Annotated in this window: 17 protein-coding genes; 9 read left to right on the forward strand and 8 right to left on the reverse strand. The window is 72.9% G+C overall.

The window, feature by feature from the left end; genetic code table 11:
- Window positions 1-136: 136 nt before the first annotated feature.
- From ACF1CT_RS10695 to ACF1CT_RS10715, 5 genes are all read right to left on the reverse strand, one after another.
- A complete protein-coding gene (locus ACF1CT_RS10695; protein WP_391783447.1) occupies window positions 137-1,072 on the reverse strand; it encodes a dihydrodipicolinate synthase family protein in 936 nt (311 codons plus the stop codon).
- Entirely contained in the window at window positions 1,069-2,076 is a 1,008-nt protein-coding gene (locus ACF1CT_RS10700; protein ID WP_391783448.1) for an ABC transporter ATP-binding protein, read from the reverse strand. The genes ACF1CT_RS10695 and ACF1CT_RS10700 overlap by 4 nt, the downstream gene beginning before the upstream one ends.
- Complete coding sequence (locus ACF1CT_RS10705) at window positions 2,073-4,040, reverse strand: dipeptide/oligopeptide/nickel ABC transporter permease/ATP-binding protein (protein WP_391783449.1); 1,968 nt, start codon at window positions 4,038-4,040, stop codon at window positions 2,073-2,075. The genes ACF1CT_RS10700 and ACF1CT_RS10705 overlap by 4 nt, the downstream gene beginning before the upstream one ends.
- A gap of 1 nt (window position 4,041) precedes the next feature.
- Window positions 4,042-4,992 carry an ABC transporter permease gene (locus tag ACF1CT_RS10710; RefSeq protein WP_391783450.1) on the reverse strand — a complete coding sequence of 317 codons (951 nt, stop codon included), beginning with the start codon at window positions 4,990-4,992 and terminating at the stop codon, window positions 4,042-4,044.
- A 270-nt stretch (window positions 4,993-5,262) separates the two neighbouring features.
- Window positions 5,263-6,858 (reverse strand): ABC transporter substrate-binding protein, encoded by a 1,596-nt coding sequence (locus ACF1CT_RS10715; protein WP_391783451.1) that lies wholly within the window; start codon window positions 6,856-6,858, stop codon window positions 5,263-5,265.
- A 186-nt stretch (window positions 6,859-7,044) separates the two neighbouring features.
- Here ACF1CT_RS10715 and ACF1CT_RS10720 point away from each other — a divergent pair, with 186 nt between their 5' ends.
- The 5 genes from ACF1CT_RS10720 to ACF1CT_RS10740 all read left to right on the forward strand — a co-directional run bounded on the left by ACF1CT_RS10720 (window position 7,045) and on the right by ACF1CT_RS10740 (window position 13,216).
- Window positions 7,045-7,779, forward strand: a complete 735-nt coding sequence (locus ACF1CT_RS10720; RefSeq protein WP_391783452.1) for a FadR/GntR family transcriptional regulator — start codon at window positions 7,045-7,047, stop codon at window positions 7,777-7,779.
- A 170-nt stretch (window positions 7,780-7,949) separates the two neighbouring features.
- The gene (locus ACF1CT_RS10725; RefSeq protein ID WP_391783453.1) at window positions 7,950-8,981 is read left to right on the forward strand and encodes an acetylxylan esterase; all 1,032 of its coding nucleotides are present in this window, start codon (window positions 7,950-7,952) and stop codon (window positions 8,979-8,981) included.
- Between the two features lie 14 nt (window positions 8,982-8,995).
- The gene (locus ACF1CT_RS10730) at window positions 8,996-10,291 is read left to right on the forward strand and encodes a GDSL-type esterase/lipase family protein (protein ID WP_391783454.1); all 1,296 of its coding nucleotides are present in this window, start codon (window positions 8,996-8,998) and stop codon (window positions 10,289-10,291) included.
- A gap of 108 nt (window positions 10,292-10,399) precedes the next feature.
- Entirely contained in the window at window positions 10,400-11,839 is a 1,440-nt protein-coding gene (locus tag ACF1CT_RS10735; protein ID WP_391783455.1) for an exo-alpha-sialidase, read from the forward strand.
- 189 nt (window positions 11,840-12,028) lie between these two features.
- The gene (locus ACF1CT_RS10740; RefSeq protein ID WP_391783456.1) at window positions 12,029-13,216 is read left to right on the forward strand and encodes an FAD-dependent monooxygenase; all 1,188 of its coding nucleotides are present in this window, start codon (window positions 12,029-12,031) and stop codon (window positions 13,214-13,216) included.
- Between the two features lie 172 nt (window positions 13,217-13,388).
- Here the strand turns inward: ACF1CT_RS10740 and ACF1CT_RS10745 are convergent, their stop codons facing one another.
- Window positions 13,389-14,078 carry an ABC transporter ATP-binding protein gene (locus ACF1CT_RS10745; RefSeq protein ID WP_391783457.1) on the reverse strand — a complete coding sequence of 230 codons (690 nt, stop codon included), beginning with the start codon at window positions 14,076-14,078 and terminating at the stop codon, window positions 13,389-13,391.
- Entirely contained in the window at window positions 14,075-15,196 is a 1,122-nt protein-coding gene (locus ACF1CT_RS10750) for an ABC transporter permease (RefSeq protein WP_391783458.1), read from the reverse strand. Before ACF1CT_RS10750 ends, ACF1CT_RS10745 begins: the two co-directional genes overlap by 4 nt.
- Window positions 15,197-15,391: 195 nt before the next feature.
- Here ACF1CT_RS10750 and ACF1CT_RS10755 point away from each other — a divergent pair, with 195 nt between their 5' ends.
- Window positions 15,392-16,015, forward strand: a complete 624-nt coding sequence (locus ACF1CT_RS10755; RefSeq protein WP_391783459.1) for a TetR/AcrR family transcriptional regulator — start codon at window positions 15,392-15,394, stop codon at window positions 16,013-16,015.
- A gap of 75 nt (window positions 16,016-16,090) precedes the next feature.
- Here ACF1CT_RS10755 and ACF1CT_RS10760 read toward each other — a convergent pair whose 3' ends face one another.
- Complete coding sequence (locus tag ACF1CT_RS10760; RefSeq protein ID WP_391783460.1) at window positions 16,091-16,786, reverse strand: FadR/GntR family transcriptional regulator; 696 nt, start codon at window positions 16,784-16,786, stop codon at window positions 16,091-16,093.
- Between the two features lie 153 nt (window positions 16,787-16,939).
- On the opposite strand from ACF1CT_RS10760, the gene ACF1CT_RS10765 reads away from it, so the two are divergent.
- From ACF1CT_RS10765 to ACF1CT_RS10775, 3 genes are read left to right on the forward strand one after another with little or no spacing between them, the layout of a single operon-like run.
- A complete protein-coding gene (locus ACF1CT_RS10765; RefSeq protein WP_391783461.1) occupies window positions 16,940-17,899 on the forward strand; it encodes a dihydrodipicolinate synthase family protein in 960 nt (319 codons plus the stop codon).
- Window positions 17,896-18,996 carry an ROK family protein gene (locus ACF1CT_RS10770; protein ID WP_391783462.1) on the forward strand — a complete coding sequence of 367 codons (1,101 nt, stop codon included), beginning with the start codon at window positions 17,896-17,898 and terminating at the stop codon, window positions 18,994-18,996. The genes ACF1CT_RS10765 and ACF1CT_RS10770 overlap by 4 nt, the downstream gene beginning before the upstream one ends.
- Window positions 18,993-19,745 carry an N-acetylmannosamine-6-phosphate 2-epimerase gene (locus ACF1CT_RS10775; protein ID WP_391783463.1) on the forward strand — a complete coding sequence of 251 codons (753 nt, stop codon included), beginning with the start codon at window positions 18,993-18,995 and terminating at the stop codon, window positions 19,743-19,745. The genes ACF1CT_RS10770 and ACF1CT_RS10775 overlap by 4 nt, the downstream gene beginning before the upstream one ends.
- Window positions 19,746-19,772 lie beyond the last annotated feature (27 nt).

The following is a 19,772-nucleotide window of genomic DNA, read 5'->3' on the forward strand; positions in this document are numbered from 1 at the left end:
GGGGGGCCCCCCCCCGGGGGGGCGGCGCCCCCCCCCCCCCCCCCCGCGCCGGGGGGGGCCCCCCCCCCCCCCCCCACCCCCCCCCCCCCGGGGGGGGCCGCCGCGCCCCCCCCCCCCGCACCTCCGTCCGTTGTGCTCAGGCCACGGACAGTCCCGCACGGTCCAGACAGGCGGCGATCGTCGTGGTCTCCGCCTCGTCCAGTCGCCGCATCGGCCGGCTCATCGCATTGGTGGCGATGATCCCGCGCAGCATGAGGGCGGTCTTGAACGCGCCGAGTCCGGCGGCGGTGGCGGACGCGGTGCCGGGGCGCGCCGCGCGCACGATGTCGAAGAGGTCGACGAGGCGGTCCTGTTCGGCCCGCGCGGTGGCCCAGTCGCCCCGCACCGCTGCCTCGTGGAGGCGCACGTACCCGTGCGGGTCCACATTGCCCAGGCCGGGGACGGAGCCGTCGGCGCCACCGAGCATCATCGCGTCGACGACGAGTTCGTGCCCGGTGAGCACGGAGAACCCCGGTATCCCGCGGGCTCCGAGGGCGAGGCGACGGAACGAGCCGTCGTCGCCGCTGGAGTCCTTGACCCCGGCCAGCACGCCTTCGGCGGCGAGCGGCAGCAGCAGTTCCGGGTCGAGCTTGCTGTGCACGCAGACCGGTACGTCGTACGCCAGGACCGGCAGGTCGAGGGCTGCCGAGACGTCCCGGAAGTGGCGGTCGATCTCGGCGGTGTGGGTGCGGGTGTAGAACGGCGCGGTGACGACGACGGCGTCGGCGCCGAGGGCGGCGGCGGCGCGGGCCCGTTCGATCGCGCGGTCGGTGGTGGTCTCGATCGCTCCGACGAGGACCGGGACCTGTCCCGCGCAGGCCGCCGTGATGATCCTGATGACCTCGTCCTGGCGGCTCGGCGTCAGATAGGCGGTCTCGCCGGAGCTGCCGAGGGCGAACAGGCCGCTGACACCGCCGTCCAGGAGGTGTGCCACGACGCGTTCCAGGGACGGCCGGTCGATCTCGCCGTCCTCGGTGAGCGGGGTGACGACGGGCGGGATCACTCCGGAGTGGCGCGGAGTTCGGGCGGTCATGCGGTGCTCCTTGCGGACGGTACGGGGGCCGGGTCCCCGGCGGGGGACTCGGGGCGCTGGGGGTGGACGCAGTGCCAGCGGTGCGCGTCCGGGCCGGTGGCCGGGGCGGGGAAGACCGTGGCGCAGGCGTCGTCCGCCTTCCAGCAGCGAGTGCGGAACGGGCAGCCGGAGGGCGGGTTGGTGGCCGAGGGGACTGGGCCGGTGAGCACGATCCGTTCGGTGGTCTCCAGCAGGCTGGGGGTCGCCGAGAGCAGTGCCTCGGTGTACGGGTGCGCGGGGCTTCCGGCGACGTCCGCCGCCCGCCCTTCCTCGACGATCCGGCCGAGGTAGAGGACGGCGACGCGGTCGGCGAGATAGCGCACGGTCTGGATGTCGTGCGAGATGAACACCATCCCGAGGCCGAGGCGTTCACGCAGGTCGACGAGGAGGTTGAGGACCTGGGCGCGGACGGAAACGTCGAGCGCGGAGGTCGGTTCGTCGGCGACGATCAGTTCCGGTTCGAGGGCGAGCGCGCGGGCGATGGCGACGCGCTGGCGCTGGCCGCCGGAGAGCTGCCCGGGGAGGGCCGCGAGGGTGTGACCGGGCAGGCCGACCAGGTCGAGCAGTTCCTCGACGCGCGCCTCGCGCTCCCCCCGGGTACCCCGTCGGTGCACGTCGAGCGGGTCGCGCAGGATCTGGCGGACCGTGAGGCGGGGGTTGAGCGCGGTGGACGGGTCCTGGAAGACGACGCCGACGGCGGAGCCGAACTCGTCGCGGCGCCGGGCGCCCGACATGTCCCACAGATCGCGGTCGTGGAAGAGGACCTGTCCCTCGGTGGGCTTCTGCAGCCCGGTCAGGACGCGGGCGAGGGTGGACTTGCCGCAGCCGGACTCGCCGACCAGGCCGACGATCTCGCCCCGGTTGACCTCCAGCGTGGCGTCGGTGAGGGCGTGTACCGCGTCCCGGCGGAACACGCCGCCGCTGCGGGCCTTGTGGCGTACGTGGACGCCGTCGAGCCTGATCACAGAGCGCTCCCTTCCAGTTGTGCGGCCTTCGCCGGGTGGTGACAGGCGAATCCGTGGTCGTGCGCGCCGTCGCGCGGGGTGAGTGCGGGCGGGGTCGTGCGGCAGAGTTCGGTGGCCCCGGCGCAGCGCGAGGCGAACCGGCAGCCCGTACCGAAGCCCTGGGGTGCGGGGACGATGCCGCGGATCTGGTGCAGCCGTTCGGCGCCCGCCTCCAGGGAGACGACGGAGCCGAGGAGGCCGCGGCTGTAGTGGTGGGTGGGGCCGGTGAGTACGGAGCGGGTGGAGCCGATCTCGGCGAGGCGGCCCGCGTACATGACGGCGACGCGGTGCGAGAGGTCGCCGACGAGGGCGAGGTCGTGCGAGACGAGGACCATGGCGAAGCCGAGTTCGTCGCGCAGCCGGACGAGGAGTTCGACGACCTGCGCCTGCACGGTGACGTCGAGGGCGGTGGTCGGTTCGTCGGCGATGAGCAGGCGGGGGTTGCGGGAGAGCGCCATGGCGATCAGGACGCGCTGGCGCTGGCCGCCGGAGAGCTCGTGCGGGTAGCTGCGCAGGGTGCGTTCGGGCGAGAGGCCGACGAGTTCGAGGAGTTCGGCGGGGGTCCGGGTGCCGCCGCGCGAGGTGAGCTGCTTGAGCTGGGTACCGACGAGGACGGACGGGTTGAGGGAGGAGAGCGCGTCCTGGTAGACCATCGCGATCTCGGGGCCCATCAGCGCGCGGCGTTCCTTCGGCGGGAGCGCGAGCAGGTCGCGGCCGCGGTAGAGGATCTCGCCGCTGACCTCGGCGTTGCGGGCGAGCAGGCCCATGACGGCGAGGCTGGTGATGGACTTGCCGCAGCCGGACTCTCCGACCAGGCCGAGGGTCTCGCCCTCGTGGACGGTGAAGTTCAGCGCGTCGACGACGGGGATGTCGCCGTAGCGGTCGGGGAAGCGGATGGCGAGGTCGCGGACGACGAGGAGCTCGGCGGCGTCCTCGCGGACCGGGGTGATGGCCGGTTCGGTGGCCTGGATCCGGTCGGCGAGCCGGGCGAGCGCGGCGTCGATGTCGGCGGTGGAGGCGGCCTCGACCGGGTCCGGCGCGGTGGTCGTGGTGGGGTCGGCGGCGGGACGGGCGCTCTTCGGGGCGGCGGAGGCGTCGGTGAGGCCCTCGGAGAGGATGTTGAGCGCGAGGACGGTGATCAGCAGGGCGAGGCCGGGGAAGAAGGTGGCCCACCAGCCGCCGGCCAGGAGGATCTGCCGTCCGTAGGCGAGGACGCTGCCCCAGCTGGGGTCGGGGTCCTGCACTCCGGCGCCGATGAAGGAGAGGCTGGCCTCGAAGATGATCGCCTCGGCGACCATGACGGTGGCGAACACCATGACCGGGGCCATGCAGTTGACGGCGACGTGGCGCAGGACGATGTAGCCGCGGCGGGCGCCGATGACCTTCTCGGCCGCGACGTAGTCCTCGCCGTACTGGGACAGCACGTTGGCGCGGACGACGCGGGCCAGGGACGGGGTGTAGACGAACGCGATGGTGAAGATGATCACCGGGATGCTGGTGCCGAAGACCGCGACGAGCACGGCGGCCAGCGCGATCGGCGGGAACGACATGACGACGTCGAGGGTCCGCATCACGGATTCGTCGCCGAGCTTGCGGGAGGTGGCGGCCAGCGAGCCGAGCAGCGAGCCGGCGACCAGGGCGACGGCGGTCGCGCCGAGGCCGATGACCAACGAGTAGCGCGAGCCGTGCACGACCCGGGCGAAGACGTCGCGGCCTGCCCGGTCGGTGCCGAACCAGTGGTCCGCGCTCGGGGCCTGGACCGGGGTGCCGGTGGTCAGCGGATCCTGGGTGACCAGGGGGGCGAGCACGGCGCCGAGGACCACGACGATCAGGACGCCGAGGGCGATGCGGGAGGTGACCGGGAGGGAGCGGAACGCGATGCCCGGTCGGGACAGTTTGGTGGCCAGAGAGCCGGTGGCGAACATGTCACACCGTCCTGATGCGCGGGTTGACCAGCAGGTAGAGCAGGTCGACGATGACGTTGACCACCAGGAACGCGATGGCGATGGTCAGTACGGTGCCCTGGACCAGCGCGACGTCGCCGCCGGTGACACCTTCGAGGATGAGCTTGCCCATGCCGGGCAGGTCGAAGATCGCTTCGATGACGACGGCGCCGCTGAGCATGTAGCCGACCTTGATGCCGAGCACGGTCAGCGGGGTGACGAGCGCGTTGCGCAGTACCGAGCGGATCACCAGGAGCGGCGGGAGTCCGTTGCCGCGTGCGGTGCGGACGTAGTCGCGGTCGAGTTCGGCGACCATGGCGGTCCGCACCAGGCGGGCGAGGGAGGCGGAGACGGGGAGCGCGAGGGAGATCGCGGGCAGCGTCATGGTGGTGAGCCAGCCGCCGAAGGAGTCGGCGGGGTTGGTGTAGCCGCCGGTCGGGAAGATCCGGGTGTTCAGGGCGAACTGCTGGATGAGCAGCACACCGAGCCAGAACGACGGGATGGCGACCCCGGCCATGGAGACGACCCGGAAGAGCTGGTCGGGCCAGCGGTCCCGGTACATCGCGCCGATCACGCCGAACAGGACGGCGAGCACCACCGCGAGGACCAGGCCGAGGAGGGTCAGCTGGAGGGTGAGCGGGAAGGCGGCGGTGATCCGGTCGATGACGGGCTGGCTCGGCGGGACGGTCGACCCGAGGTCGAAGTGGAGCAACTGGCCCAGGAAGTGGACGTACCGGACCGGGAGGGGGTCGTCGAGGCCGTTGGCCTCGGCGAAGGCCGCACGGGCCTCAGGGGTGGCGCTCTCCCCGAGCGCGTTGAAGGCCGGGTCGACCGGCGAGAACTGCAGCACCACGAAGACGAGCAGCGCGATACCGAGGATCATCACCGGCATCATCGCGACGCGGCGCAGCGCGAGCCGGAGAAAAGCAACCATCGTCGGGTTCCTTGCGGTTGGGCGGGTGACGGTCCGGGACACCTGGCTGGAGGAGGTGTCCCGGACCGGGCGATCGGGCGCCCGGGCCGGGGCCCGGCAGGCGCTCAGAGGCTGTCGGGTGGCCTTCGGCCGGAAAGCGGACGCGGCAGGGCGCGTGCGACTCCACGGCGCCGGGAGGGCCCGGTAGCGGAGCTACTCGGTCGTCCCGGCAACACCGGAAGCGCGTGTGCCAGGACGTGGCCGCCCGGTCGGAGGTCACCCGGCAGGCTCTCAGGCGCGGCCGACGTCCATGAAGGACAGACCGGTGGTGGGCAGCGGCTTGAAGCCGGGCAGCGCCTTCTCGTTCCAGGCGGTGGGCAGTTTGCGGTGGAGGATCGGGTAGAGCGCGGCCTCGTCGGCGACCAGGTCGGTGATCCGGCCCCACAGCTCCTTGCGCTGTGTCTCGTCGGCGGCGCCGGCGGCCTTGTCGAGCAACTGCTTGACCTGCTTGTAGGCGGCGGAACCGGCCCAGCCGTAGCGCTTCTCGGGCCAGAATCCGTAGTAGAACCAGCGCAGCAGGAGGTCGGCGTCGTTGCCGAAGACGGACGGGTCGCCGGGTGCGACCAGCACGTCGAAGGCTCCCTTGTCGACCTTGGCGTACTGGGCCGGGGACTGCGCGATGTCGAGGGTGACCTTCACACCGGCCGCCTCCCAGCTCTCCTTGAGCAGCGGGGCGATGTCCTTGACCCAGCCGGTGTCGGTGGTGAGGACGGTGAAGGAGAGGTCCTTGACGCCCGCGGCGGAGAGCAGTTGCTTCGCCTTGGCCACGTCGTGGGTGTAGACCGTGGCGGCCTTGCGGTAGTCGGGGTGGGTCGCGGGGACGTAGCCGGTGGCGGCCGCGGCGTTGCCGACCATCGCGGTGGAGATGATCTTCTCGGTGTCCAGGGCGTAGTGCAGTGCCTGGCGCACGCGCTTGTCGGCGAACCGCTTGTCGGCGGTGTTGAACATCAGGAAGAGCAGGCCGAAGGACTGCACGGACTCGGTCCTGGCGGAGCCCGAGAGCCGCTTGACGTCGATGTACGGGACGTCCTCGATGGCCTGGACCCGGCCCGACTCCATTGCGCTGACACGTGCCGACTGATCGGACATCAGGCGCCAGACCATCTTCTTGGCCTTGGCGGGGTGCGGGCCGTTGTACTTGTCGTACGCCTCGAAGACGATCTTGTCCTCGCGGGTGGCCTCGATGAACTTGTACGGCCCGGAGCCGACCGGCTTCGCGTCGAACGCCTTGGGGTCGGGCTCGACGATCTTCCTCGGGACGATCCGGGCGACCGCGATCCGGGACGGGAAGAGCGCGAAGGGGTGCTTGAGCTTGAACTCGACCGTGCTCGCGTCGACCGCCTTCACGGTGTCGATGAAGGGCACGAACTGCGCCATCAGCGAGGAGTTCTTCGGGTCCAGGATGCGCTCGAAGCTGTACACCACGTCGTCGGGGGTGACCGGCGATCCGTCGTGGAAGGTGGCACCCTTGCGGAGCGTGGCCCGGTAGGTGGTGGCGTTGATCTTCGTCGGCATCTCGGTGGCCAGCGCGGGGCGGGCCACCAGCGTTGCCGGATCGAGATCCACCAGGCCCTCGAAGATGTGCATGTTGGCGGCGTACGGCGTCGCGCCGGAGGTGATCATCGGGTCGAAACCGGTGGACAGGGGGTACGAGAGGCCGGCTTCGATGAGCCCGTCGCCGCCGCCCTCGGACGCCGTGCCGTCGGCGGTCGAGGACGGTCCTCCGCAGGCGGACAGGCCCACCGTGAAGGCGGCTGCCGCACCGACGGCACTGGCGTAACGCAGGAAGGTGCGGCGCTCGACACCCGCGGGTCTCAGCTCGGGCACGGGTCCTCCAGGGACATTGAGGTGGAACGTGACGGCATGAAGGATCGAGGGAGCGCATCGGGGATGCGGAGCCGCAGGATGTGCGGCCCCCAAGATCCAGGCATAAGACGTCAGATGTCTGATGCCTTGATAGCGTGGGAACGTAGCTTGACAATCGAGAGGGGTCAAGAGGTGGGGAGTTCACACATGTCCGGCACGAGACCCGGACGGCAGTTGCTCCGGCAGGAAGTCGTCGAGGGAATCAAGCGCTACATCCTTGAGGAACGGCTCCGCCCGGGGGATCCGCTGCCCACCGAGCCGGCCCTGTGCGAGGCGCTCGGCGCCAGCCGTTCCAGCGTCCGCGAGGCGGTCAAGATCCTCAACGCGCTGGACATCGTCGAGGTGCGGCACGGCCACGGCACCTACGTGGGCCGACTGAGCCTGTCCGCCCTGGTGGAGAGCCTGACCTTCCGCGGACTGCTCTCCCCCGACGACGACTTCCAGGTGATGGCCGACCTCGTCGACGTGCGCGAGCTCTTCGAGCGCGGGATGGCCGACCGGATCGTGACGCTGCTGGCGCCGGAACAGCTCGACGCGCTGGACGGGCTGGTGACCACGATGCGCGAGACCGGCTCGCAGGACGGGCACGGCTTCGTCGAGGCGGACCGGGCGTTCCACGCGCTGCTGGTGGCCCCGTTGGGCAACGAGCTGATCGGCCAGCTCTCGATGGCCTTCTGGGACGTGTACACGATCGTCGCGCCCCACCTCGACGGCTTCACCCACGCCGACGAGACGGCGACGATCACGGCCCACCAGAACATCGTGGACGCCGCCCGGGCCAAGGACGTACCCGGATTCATGCGGGCGCTGAGCGAGCACTACGCCCCGGTCAGGCGCAGGATCTCCGAGGCCCGCGTCCGGGACGGCCGCGCCCGGGACTGACCGCCCGGCGGACCCTCCGGAGGATCGGCCCCGCCCCCACCGGGGCCTTCCGGGGCCTTGACGCTCGCCGCGAGCCCTGCCTACTGTCCGTGTGCCGCCAGGACATCTGACGTCTTCTGTCCCGAGGGGCGGCGTTCACCACCCTGGTCGCACCCCGGAAGGGCACCTCCATGCCGTTGACCGATCTCCCGCTCGCGGACTGCCGCGCCCACCGGCCGGAGCTGCCGGTTCCGGACGGTTTCGACGCCTTCTGGGCGCGGACCCTGGGGCGGGGGCCGGTGGACGGCTTCCCGGCGCTGCCCGACGGTCCGGCCTCGGCGGGGAAACCGGTGTACACCCTGGTCGACACCGGGCTGCCACAGATCCGGACCTACGACGTGACCGTGCCGGGTTTCGCCGGACGGCCGGTCCGCGGCTGGCTGCGACTGCCGGCCGGGGCCACCGAACCGCTCGGCTGCGTGGTCGAGTTCCTGGGGTACGGTCGCGGACGCGGTCTCGCCCACGAGAACCTGCTCTGGGCATCCGCCGGACACGCGCATCTGATCATGGACACCCGCGGCCAGGGCTGGTCGGCCGCGCCCGGCGGGACCGCGGACATCGACGCCGGTGCGGCCGGAACCGTCCCCGGTTTCGTCACCCGCGGCGTCGAGAGCCCGGAGACGTACTACTACCGGCGGGTGTTCACCGACGCGGTGCGCTGCGTGGAGGCGGTGCGCGCCCGTCCCGAGATCGATCCGGACCGGATCGTCGTCACCGGGGTCAGTCAGGGCGGCGGCATCGCGCTGGCGGTGTCCGGGCTGGTGCCGGGGCTGGCCGGGGTGATGCCGGACGTGCCGTTCCTCTGCGACTTCCGGCGGGCCGCCGAGGTCTCGGGCCGGCCGCCCTACACCGAGATCGCCGAGTACCTGAGGCTCCACCGCGACCGCGTCGAGTCGGTGTTCACCACACTCTCGTACTTCGACGCGGCGCTGCTCGCCACCCGCGCCACCGCTCCCGCGCTGTTCTCCATCGCGATGATGGACGACATCTGCCCGCCCTCCACCTGCTTCGCCGCCTACAACCACTACGCGGGCCCCAAGGACGTCCGGGTCTACGAGTTCAACGGGCACGAGGGCGGCACGGCACACCATCAGCGGGAGCAACTGGACTGGGTGCGCTCCCTGTTCGCCGGCCTGCCGTCGGGGCGGGCCGGACACTCCTGACCGGAGGCTCTTCCGTGCGCAGACGATCCATGCTTCTCGCCGCGGGCGCGGCGGCCCTGGGCTCCCCGCTCGGCGGTCGCGCCTTCGCGGCCGCGGGCGGCGGCCCGCTCCTGGACCACGGCACGCCGGTGGATCTGGACGGCGGCGAGTACGTCGACCTGTCGGACCGGCTCGACGCGCTCGCCCCGCTCACCACCGGGACCATCCTCGTCACCTTCCGCACCACCAGCCACAACGAGGCGATGACCCTGTTCAGCGCCTCGGACCCCACCGCCCCCTCCTCCAACATCACCCTGAACCTGTCCGGCGGCGCCCTCCAGTTCTCCGCGCGGAACGGGGGCACGGTACTCATCAATGTCATGACCCGGACACGCTACGACGACGGTCTCCGCCACACCGTCGCCGTCACCGTCGGCCCGTCGGGCACCCGGCTCCACGCGGGTGGGCGCGTGGTGTTCGAGACCGCGCGGCACGCCTTCCTCCGCGACGTCTCCGGGCTTGACGCCCTCGCCCTGGGCCGCAACCTGGACAGCGACCATCCCGGCGGCGAATGGTTCTGCACCGGCACGATCGAACGGGCCGCGGTCTGGGACCGGGTGCTCGACGAGTCCGAACTTGTCGCGCAGAGCCCCCGCCCCGACCTCGCCGACCTGGGCCGGATCTCCACGATCCTCAACAGCGACACGCCCGCCACCTGGGTACTCACCGGGGACAGCATCACCCACGGCGCCCTGCACACCAACGGCTGGCGCAGCTACCCGGAGCACTGGACGGAGCGGGTCCGCTGGGAGCTGGGCAAGCCGAAGAACCGCGACTTCGTGATCGACTCCGGCGTGAGCGGAGCCACCAGCGCCGAACTCGTCGCCCGTTTCGCGGAGCGGGTCACCGCCTTCTCCCCGGAGGTCGTGTCGATCATGATCGGTACGAACGACATCGCGACGTCGGGACTCGGCCCGGAGGCCTACCGGGCCAACCTGGTCTCGCTGGTGCGCTCGGTGCGGGCGCTGCCCGGCTCACCGGTCCCGGTGCTCCAGTCCCCCAACCCGGTCGATCCGGCCATCTGGCCCGGCCGCACCGGACTCTCGCGGTACGCGCAGGTCATGGGCGAGGTCGCGGCACAGCAGAACACCGTCTTCATCGACCACTACGACGACTGGCTGAGCGGCGACGGCGGGCAGGTCCCGCTCTCCCTGCTCAGCGACGGGCTCCACCCCAACGAGCGGGGGCACCACCGCGTCGCCCTGAAGATGATCAAGGATCTGAGGGTCTTCGACGGCGGCAGCCGGGTCTGCTCGCTGCGCGTCCCGTAGCGGGACACCGGCCCTTCCCCCGTACCCGGCCGACGGGTACTTCCCCGTCCCGGGCCCGCGTCTCCACCCTTCCGAGAAGCACCACCCCTTCCGAGAAGAGAGATCCCCATGCAGCGAAAAGTCTCCCTCGCTCTGCTCAGCGCCGCCCTGCTGGTGGCCACCGCGGCCGGCACCGCCCACGGTGCCGCGCCCGCGGCCGGTGAACTGACCTCCCAGGACCTGACCGTCGACGGGGTGGGCTCGCCCCACTACCGCATCCCCGCGCTCACCACCTCCGTCAAGGGCACCGTTCTCGCCGCCTACGACGCCCGGCCCACCCTGGGCGACCTGCCGGGCAACATCTCCGTCGTGCTGCGCCGCAGCACCGACGGGGGCGTCACCTGGCAGCCCCAGCAGGTGGTCCGTCAGGACGCCGCGCCGAAGGGGTACGGCGACCCCAGTCTCCTCGTCGACCGGGAGACCGGCCGGATCTTCCTCTTCTACGCGGCCTCGGTGAACCAGGGCTTCTTCGGCTCGGCCACCGGCAACGACGAGAACGACCCGAACGTCCTCCAGGCCGACTACAGCTACTCCGACGACGACGGGCTCACCTGGTCCCACCGCCGGATCACGAAGCAGATCAAGAACCCCGCCTGGGCGGGCATGTTCGCGGCCTCCGGCGAGGGCATCCAGCTGCGGCACGGCACGTACCGGGGCCGGCTGATCCAGCAGTACGCGGTCCGCGTCAACGGCGCCAACTACGCGGCAAGCGCCTACAGCGACGACCACGGCGAGACCTGGAGGATGGGCAACCCGGTCGGGCCGGGCGGCGACGAGAACAAGACGGTGGAGCTCTCGGACGGCCGGGTGATGCTCAACAACCGTTCCGCGCCGTACCGGACGATCGCGTACTCCACCGACGGCGGCGTCAACTACACCCCCTTCGCGCAGGACACCCAGCTCACCGACCCGGCGAACAACGCCTCGGTGATGCGTTACAACCCCGATGCCGCGCCGTCGGACCCGCAGTCGTCGTGGCTGCTGTTCAGCAACACCGAGAACGCGTCGGCACGGCGGAACCTCACGGTCAAGATGTCCTGCGACAACGGGCGGACCTGGCCGATCAGGAAGGTCGTCGACCCGGGCGCCGCCGCCTACTCCACGCTCACCCGGCTGCCCGGCGGGCGCCTCGGACTGCTCTACGAGCGCGCCGACTACCAGCACATCACCTACGCGTCCTTCGACCTGAAGTGGCTGGGCGGCACCTGCGCCGACATCACCATCACCCCGCCGGCCACGCTGAGGGCGGGAACGGGCGCGGAGGTCACGGTCCGCGTCGTCAACCGGATGGACGTGCGGCGCGAGGCCGGCACCATCGACCTCTCCGTGCCGTCCGGCTGGACGACGCAGCAGCGGGCCATTCCCGCGCTGAACCCGGGCCAGGGGGCCAACATCAAGGTGCCGGTCACCGTGGCCGCCGGGGCGTCGGGGAACGCGACCCTCACCGCGACGTACCGGACGATGGGCCTCCAGGCCTCCGGCGGCAGGTCGGTGACCGTGACTCCGTGAACGCGCGGTGACGGGCCCGCCCGGGCCCGGGCGCACGTCCGCGCCGGGTGATGCCCGGCGGGGACGTGCGCCCCGGACGATGCCGTGCGCCCCGGGGAGGACGCCGTGGATCCCGGTGCCGTCGTGGACCGGGTGCGACGATGAGGCGGGCCGAACACTTCGCGGGGCGTCGGAACGGACGGTGCAACGGTGGCGGTGACGGGTGTGCGCATCGGGGTGGTCGGCGGCAGCATCGCCGGCTGCGCCATGGCGATCGCGGCGCAGCGGGCCGGGGCGGACGTGACCGTCCATGAGCGCGGCGACGGCGCGTTGCAGGACCGGGGCTTCGGCATCGTCATGCCGCCGTCGCTCCACCGTGAACTGGTGACGGGCGGATACCTGGGTGCGGACATGCCGACGGCGCCGGTCGACACCCGCGTCTGGCTCACCCGGGCCCCGGGGGGCCGGTCGGCGCGCGAGCTGGCCCGGCAGCGGTCCCCGGTGGCGTCGTGCAACTGGGGCCTGTTGTGGCGGGCGTTGCGTGCTCGCGTCCGCGAGGAGGTGTACCACCGCGGGATGCCCGTCGAATCCGTCGGACGGGCGCCCTCCGGCCGGGCCCTGATCCGCACCGGGTACGGGGAGCGGGAGTACGACATCGTGGTGGGGGCGGACGGCCACCGGTCCGTCACCCGCGAAGCGGTGGCACCGGGCGTCCGGCCGGTGTCCTCCGGCTATCTGGCGTGGCGGGGCACGATCGCGACGAGCGCGCTCCGCGACCACCCGAAGACGCTGGAGCTGCTGCGGACGGCCTGGGTCACACTGGGGTTCTCCGGCGGGCACGCCGTCTTCTATCTGATTCCGGGGCCGGTTCCCGGATCGCGGTTGCTGGCCTACGTCGTCTACGGATTCCCGCCGCGGACCGCGGGGCCCCGGGACCCGGTCCCCCTCGCGTACGTGCGCGACCTCGCCGACGAACACTTTCCCGCGGAGTGGGCCGATGTCGTCGCCCGGGGCGAGCACACCGCCCGGGCGCTCCATCCGGTCGCCGACTTCGTGACACCGCGCGCCGCCGAGCCGCCGTTCCTGCTCGCGGGCGACGCGGCGAGCGTCACCCGGCCGCACACCGCCAGCGGCGCGGTCAAGGCACTGCGGGACGCGCTGTGTCTGGAGCGGACGTTGGGCGCCGGTTCGTCGGTGGCCGAGGCACTGCACCGGTACGCCGACGAACGCACCGCCGAGGGGGCCCGCCTGGTGGAACTGGGCCGCCGGCTGGGACACGGGCTTGTGGAGCGCACACCGGACTGGGCGGTGATGGGACCGGCCGACGTGGAGGAGTGGAGCCGTGCCGCGTTGAACGGCGCCGACAGCTACCTGTACGGCGGTGTGCACCGGCACTGACCGGCCCCCTGCTGCCGCGCGGGGCCGGGGTGGGGGCGCGGCGACGGTCGCACGCGGGCTTCCGGTGCGCCCGGCCGCCACACCGGAACCCACCGGGGTGCCGCGGGCCGGGTCGGGCGCCCCGGAGCCTGTCGGGTGGCCTCCGACCGGGCTGAGGCCACCCGACAGGCTCTCAGCGCCCGGTTCGCGCGGCCGGAGTCGCGGCGGTCAGTTCGGCCATGTCCACGATCCGGTCGGCGGCCTCCGCCACGGCCGGGTCGTGGGTGGCGACGACCGTGACGCAGTCGTCCTGGCGGGTGCGTTCGGCGAGCAGGGCGGCGAGTTCGCCCGCCTGGGAACGATCGACGGCCGCGGTCGGTTCGTCGACCAGCAGGAGTCTCGGGGAGAGGAAGAGCGCGCGGGCCAGGGCGACGCGCTGGCGTTCGCCGCCGGAGAGCTGGTCGGGGCGGTGGCGCAGCCGGTGGCCGAGGCCGACCCCGGTCAGCGCCTCCTCGGCGCGTGCGCGGTGGGCGCGGGGCCGTTCCCCGCTGATGTACGCGGCGGCCAGCAGTTGTTCGACGGCGGGCAGGCCGGAGAGCAGGTTGCCGCTCTGGAACATGTAGCCGACGCGTTCTCTGCGCACCGTGGCCCGGCCCCGGTCGGAGAGTCCGGCGAGGTCGTCGCCGTCGAGCAGGACCTGCCCGGCCGTGGGCCGCAGCAACGCCCCCGCGACGGCGAGCAGGGTGGATTTTCCGGAGCCCGAGGGGCCGACCAGGGCGGTGGTGCGGCCCGGTTCGAAGGTGATGTCGAGGCCGTCGAGGACGGTGGTACGGGCGTCGGCGCGGCCGAACTCGACGGTGACGGAGATCAGTTCGAGGCTCATCGGTTGGCTCCCAGCATGGTCAGCGGGTCGGCGCGGGTCACCCGGCGCAGGGTCAGCGCGGTGCCCGCGAGGCCGACGGCGGCGACGGTGCACATGGTGGTGGCGAGGGTGGCGGCGGGCAGGCTGAACGGCACCTTCTCGCCGACCAGCAGACCGACCGCTCCGGCGAGCAGCGCACCGGCGGCGGTACCGACAACGACGACCAGGCCCGCCTGGAGCACGGTGTGGGCGAGCAGCCGCCGTCGGGAGGCGCCGAGCGCGCGCAGCAGGGCGAGTTCGGGCTGGCGCTGCACGGTCCACACGGCGAAGAAGGCGCCGACCACCAGGGGCGCGATCAGGTAGAGGAAGACCTGGATCGAGGTCATGGTGACGCGTTCGCCGGTGTAGCCCGGGGCCGCCTCGTACGCCTTCTCCTTGGTGAGGGTGGTGGTGGAGTGGCGTGCGTCGAGGGTGGCGGCCGGTGTCGTCGGCGCGGTGCGCAGGGCCAGCGCGCTGAACTGGTCGGGTACCGCGGCGGTGGCGGAGGCGGGGGCGCCGGGGGTGCTGAAGCGGATGCGCTGCCAGGTCTTCAGCGGGACGTAGGCGGCGGGGACGTGTCCGTAGCTGAGGCGTTCGGCGAGGCCGATGACGCGCAGTTCGATGCCGAGCCGGTCGATGACGAGGGTGTCGCCGACGCGTACGCCCTCGTCGGCGAGCTTCCCGGAGATCACGATGCTGTCCGCGGCGGCGTCCGCGAGGTCGTCGCCGCGGACGACGGACGGGTTGAGGAAGGAGCCGGGCTCGACCCCGAAGGCGGCGAGATCGACCTCGGCGCCCCGGTTCGTCGTACCGCGGGTGATGGAGACGCCCAACGGTGTGGTGTCGGTGCCCGCGCCCTTCCGCCAGGCGTCGGCGGTCCTCGCGTCGAGGAGGCTGCGGGCGAACTGGTCGGACCGGGCGTCCGAGGAGAAGACGAGGTGCGCGGCGGGGAGGCGGCGGAGCGCGGAGATGGTGTCGTCGCCGAGACCGGTGGTGAAGCCGGAGACGATGCCGACGAGCGCGGCGACGAGCACCACGACGGACCCCATGAGCAGGAAGCGCCCGCGGGCGGCGCGCAGCTCCAATAGTGCGAGGAACACGGTGGTTCCCTTCGGTGAATCGACGTTAGGGACGGTGCGTCGCCAACATAGAGGATGGCGACGCACCGTCCCCATGTGGGGGTGGGTACGGAAATCGGCCTCCGCGACCTCACGGCCGACGGCAACGCCGGAGCCGGGATCACGGGGCGCCGGGAGCCCGCGCTCCGTCGCTCCCCGGCTCGTTAAGGTGGGCCCGTGCCTCGCATCAGTGCCGCCACGGTCGTAGAGCACCACGCCCAGCAGCGGCTGGCCCTGGTGCGGGCGGCGCGTGCGCTTCTGGAGGGCGGCGACGCCGAGGCGGTGACCTTCACGGCGGTCGCCAGGGCCACCGGCCTGGCCCGCAACAGCGTGTACAAGTACTTTCCGGGGCGGCCCGAGCTGCTGGCCGCCGTGGTCGAGGACGCGATGCCGCGCTGGACGGAGGCGATCCGGGCGGGCATGTCGGCGGCGGGCACACCGCGGGAGCGGATCGCCGCATACGTCTCCTCCCAGCTGGACCTGGTGCGGAGCGGGGAGCACCGGATCGCCCAGGCGCTCGCCGGAGTCCGGGACACGGGCGTGGTGCGGGAGAGCGCGGCACGGGCGCACCGGGAACTGCTCACCCCGCTGATCGACGCGCTCGTCGAGCTGGGCGAGGAGGACCCCCGGCGCACCGCGCTGCTGCTGCAGGGGATCGTCAACGCCGCCACGACGGCGATCGAGTCGGGCGACGACCACACGGCGGTCACGGACCGGGCGGTACGGATGGCGGTCGCCGCGATCACGGGTGCGACGGGCCGACAAACCGGCGAAACGGCGAACGGCGGACCGGCGGACTGACGGGTCGGCAGGTCGTGCGCCCCGGCGGCCCCCGGCCGGACGGCGCCGGGGCGGCGGCCACCGCACGGGCACGCCCTACGGGCGGCGCGGCTCCAGGCGGGCGCGGATGCCGTCGAAGTGGGTGCGCATGGCGCGTACCGCGCGGTCGCCGTCGGCCGCCGCCACCGCCTCGACGATCTCCCGGTGCTGGGCGCAGGTGACCCCGGGGTCCTGATGGCCGTCGTCGAGATCCTCGCGCACCCGGTCCATGGCCGCCCAGAAGGCGTCGAGCACCTCGCTGAGCAGGTGGTTGTCGAGCGAGGCGTAGAGCGCGAGGTGGAAGGCGCGGTCCGTGCCGCGCGCCACCCTCCCGTGCGCGCGGGCCTCGGCGTCCATCGCCGCCGCGAGGCCGCGCAGCACGTCGAGGTCCTCGTCCGGGATGCCGGCCGCGACGGCACCGATCAGCCCCGTCTCCAGCGCCTCGCGCACCTTCATCAGTTCGAGGAGACCCGGCTCGCCCCGGCGGTGCCGGACGGCCGCCCGGAAGGCGAGCCCCTCGGCGAAGGGCGACAGGGACAGCGACCCGACAAAGGTGCCGGAGCCGCGGCGGATCTCCACGACGTTCATGGCCTGGAGCCCCTTCAGGGCCTCCCGCACCGAGACCCGGCCGACGCCGAAGATCTCCATCAGCTCCGCCTCGGTGGGCAGCGCGTCACCGGGGGCGAGCCTGCGTTCCAGGATCAGTTCCTTGAGCCGGCGCTCGATGTCCTGGACCACGGTGGGGCGTGTCACAACGTCCTCCTGAGCTTCGTTTGCCCCTTGACCGGTCGCAGGAGCATCTGTTTAAGGTGAGGCCAGACATAGGACATCTTACGTCTCATGTCGCGTTCCGTGCGGCCACCCGGGGCCACGGATCGCCGCATCGACCGAGCTGGAGCCCTCACCATGTCCCTGACCACACCCTTGCGCGGCGTCGTCCCGCCGGTCTGCACGCCGCTCGACTCCCGGGGGGAGGTCGACACCGCGTCCCTCGTCCGCCTCGTCGAGCACCTCGTCGACGGCGGGGTGCACGGGCTCTTCGCGCTCGGCTCCACCAGTGAGGTCGCCTATCTCACCGACGAGCAGCGCGCCACGACGCTGCGGACGGTGGTCGAGGCGACGGCAGGCCGGGTTCCGGTGCTGGCCGGTGTCATCGACACCACCACCGCCCGGGTGATCGAACACGCGCGGTCCGCCGCCGCGCTCGGCGCGGACGCCCTGGTCGCCACCGCGCCCTTCTACACGCGCACGCACGTCAAGGAGATCGCCGGGCACTTCCGGCGGCTGCGCGCGGCGGTCGGCCTGCCGCTGTTCGCGTACGACATCCCGGTCGCGGTGCACAGCAAGCTGCCGGCCGGGCTGGTGCGCGAACTCGCCGAGGACGGCACCCTCGCCGGGCTCAAGGACAGCAGCGGGGACGAGGGCGGGCTGCGCAGACTGATCGTCGAACTGGGCGGCCGGGACGGCCGCGAAACGGGCCCGGCGCCGGAGTTCAGCGTACTCACGGGCTCCGAACTCACGGTGGACGCCGCCCTGTTGGCAGGGGTCGACGGTGTCGTCCCCGGCATCGGCAACGTCGATCCGGCCGGATACGTCCGACTGTACGAGGCCGCGCGGGCCGGGGACTGGGCCCTCGCCGCGCAGGAGCAGGAACGGCTCGTGGAGCTGTTCGGCATGGTCGATGCCGGACCGGAGGCCGACATGGGCCGCAGTTCCTCGGCGCTCGGCTCGTTCAAGGCCGCGCTCCATCTGCTCGGTGTCATCGAGTGCGGCGGCACGGCCTTCCCGCAGATCCCGCTGGGAGCCGAGTCGGTCGCCGAGGTCGGCCGGCACCTGCGCGCCGCCGGCCTGTCCCCGGTCCGATGAGCGCCCGCGCGCGATCGGAGTCCGCCGGGGCGCCGGGCGCCGGAACGGGCGCCGTGGTGATCGGACTCGACCTCGGCGGCACGAAGATCGCCGCCGCGCTCCTCGCCGCCGACGGGACGGTCCTGGCCCGGCACACCCGGCCGACGCCGGCCCGCGACGGCGCTCCGGCGGTGCTGGACGCGCTCGCCGGGGCCGCCGCCGCCGTCGATCCGCAGCGGCGGGCCACGGCGCTCGGTATCGCGGCGGCCGGGGTCGTCGACCCCCGCACCGGCCTGGTCACCAGCGCCACCGACTCCATCCGCGGCTGGGCAGGCACCGCGCTGGGCAGCGGCCTCGCGGACCGCACCGGCTACCCGGTGGCCTGCGACAACGACGTACGTGCCACCGCGGTGCCCGAGCTGGCGGCGCTGACCGTCCCTGGGCGGGACCACACGGTGCCGGTGACGGCGCACCCGCAGGGTCCGGCACCGTCCGGCGCCGGGCGGGAGGTTCCGGGACCGGCCGATCCGGACCGTGCGGCGTCACGCCCCCGGCGGGCGGGCGGCGGTTCGCTGCTGTTCGTCGCCGTCGGCACGGGCGTGGGCGGCGCGATCGCCGTCGACGGGCGGATGCTGCACGGCGCGTCCGGCATCGCCGGGCACCTGGGTCACCTGCCGAGCCCGGAAGCCGCCGGGCTGCCGTGCACCTGCGGAGCCACCGGGCACCTGGAGGTCATCGCCTCCGGACCCGGTATCACCGCCCACTACGAACGGCTGACCGGCACCCCCGTCGACCGGCTGGAATCCGTCGCGGCCCGCGCCGCGCGGGGCGACGCCGACGCCGTCCGCGCCATCACCGTCGGCGCGGCCGCCGCCGGGCACGTGCTCGGTGGCCTCGCCAACGCCCTGGGGCCCGACCGGGTCGTCGTCGGCGGCGGCGTCCCGCGCATCGGCCCGCTGTACGGGGACGCCCTGGCCGCCGCGTTCGCCTCGGAACTGATGCCGCCGCTGCGCGGGCTCGTGCCCGAACCGCCGCGGTTCGGTGCCGACGCCGCCGTGCGCGGCGCCGCCGCCCTCACCACCCTCCTTCCCCTCCACCACCCGGGAGCCGGTCGATGACCACACAGGATCCGACCACCGCGCACGAACCGAACGCCGCCCAGGAACCGGACGCCGCACACCGGCCGACGGCCGCTCAGGAGCTCGCCGACTCCCTCCGGGGCAGGCTGATCGTGTCCTGCCAGGCACCTCCCGGCGATCCGATGCGGGAGACCGGTACGCTCGTCCGGCTCGCCCGGTCGGCCGTCGCCGGGGGCGGCGCGGCGATCCGTGCCAACGAACCGGAGGTCGTCGCCGCGATCGTGGCGGCCGTGGATCTCCCCGTCATCGGTCTGTGGAAGGACGGCGACGAGGGCGTGTACATCACCCCGACCGTCCGGCACGCCCTGGCGATCGTCGAGGCCGGTGCCGTCGTCGTCGCCGCGGACGCCACCGACCGGCCCCGGCCCGACGGCTCGTCCTTCGCCGAGCTGGTCGCCGCCGTCCACGAGGCCGGTGCCCTGGTCATGGCCGACGTCGCCACGCTCGCCGAGGGCGTCACGGCCGCCGCGCTGGGTGCGGACCTCGTGTCCACCACGCTCTCCGGCTACGTCCCCGGAACCCCGAAGCGGACCGGCCCGGATCTCGATCTGGTCTCCGCGCTCGCCGCCGCGATCGACGTGCCGGTGGTCGCCGAAGGGCGGATCAACACCCCCGAGGAGGCCGCCGAGGCCCTGGCACGCGGCGCCCACAGCATCGTCGTCGGCACCGCCATCACCGCCCCCACCGCCCTGACCGCCCGCTTCGTCGCAGGTATCACGCGGCCCTGACCCTCCCCACCACGCGGGACGGGCGCT

It is taken from the genome of Streptomyces sp. NPDC014734, from assembly GCF_043083325.1.
GTDB lineage: Bacteria > Actinomycetota > Actinomycetes > Streptomycetales > Streptomycetaceae > Streptomyces.

What these genes read in the sequence shown, in the direction of transcription:
- ACF1CT_RS10695 (WP_391783447.1), bottom strand. Translation starts at nt 1,072, where the DNA reads ATGACCGCCCGAACTCCGCGCCACTCCGGAGTGATCCCGCCCGTCGTC.
- ACF1CT_RS10745 (WP_391783457.1), bottom strand. Translation starts at nt 14,078, where the DNA reads ATGAGCCTCGAACTGATCTCCGTCACCGTCGAGTTCGGCCGCGCCGAC.
- ACF1CT_RS10735 (WP_391783455.1), top strand. Translation starts at nt 10,400, where the DNA reads ATGCAGCGAAAAGTCTCCCTCGCTCTGCTCAGCGCCGCCCTGCTGGTG.
- ACF1CT_RS10765 (WP_391783461.1), top strand. Translation starts at nt 16,940, where the DNA reads ATGTCCCTGACCACACCCTTGCGCGGCGTCGTCCCGCCGGTCTGCACG.
- ACF1CT_RS10770 (WP_391783462.1), top strand. Translation starts at nt 17,896, where the DNA reads ATGAGCGCCCGCGCGCGATCGGAGTCCGCCGGGGCGCCGGGCGCCGGA.
- ACF1CT_RS10725 (WP_391783453.1), top strand. Translation starts at nt 7,950, where the DNA reads ATGCCGTTGACCGATCTCCCGCTCGCGGACTGCCGCGCCCACCGGCCG.
- ACF1CT_RS10705 (WP_391783449.1), bottom strand. Translation starts at nt 4,040, where the DNA reads ATGTTCGCCACCGGCTCTCTGGCCACCAAACTGTCCCGACCGGGCATC.
- ACF1CT_RS10720 (WP_391783452.1), top strand. Translation starts at nt 7,045, where the DNA reads ATGTCCGGCACGAGACCCGGACGGCAGTTGCTCCGGCAGGAAGTCGTC.
- ACF1CT_RS10775 (WP_391783463.1), top strand. Translation starts at nt 18,993, where the DNA reads ATGACCACACAGGATCCGACCACCGCGCACGAACCGAACGCCGCCCAG.
- ACF1CT_RS10710 (WP_391783450.1), bottom strand. Translation starts at nt 4,992, where the DNA reads ATGGTTGCTTTTCTCCGGCTCGCGCTGCGCCGCGTCGCGATGATGCCG.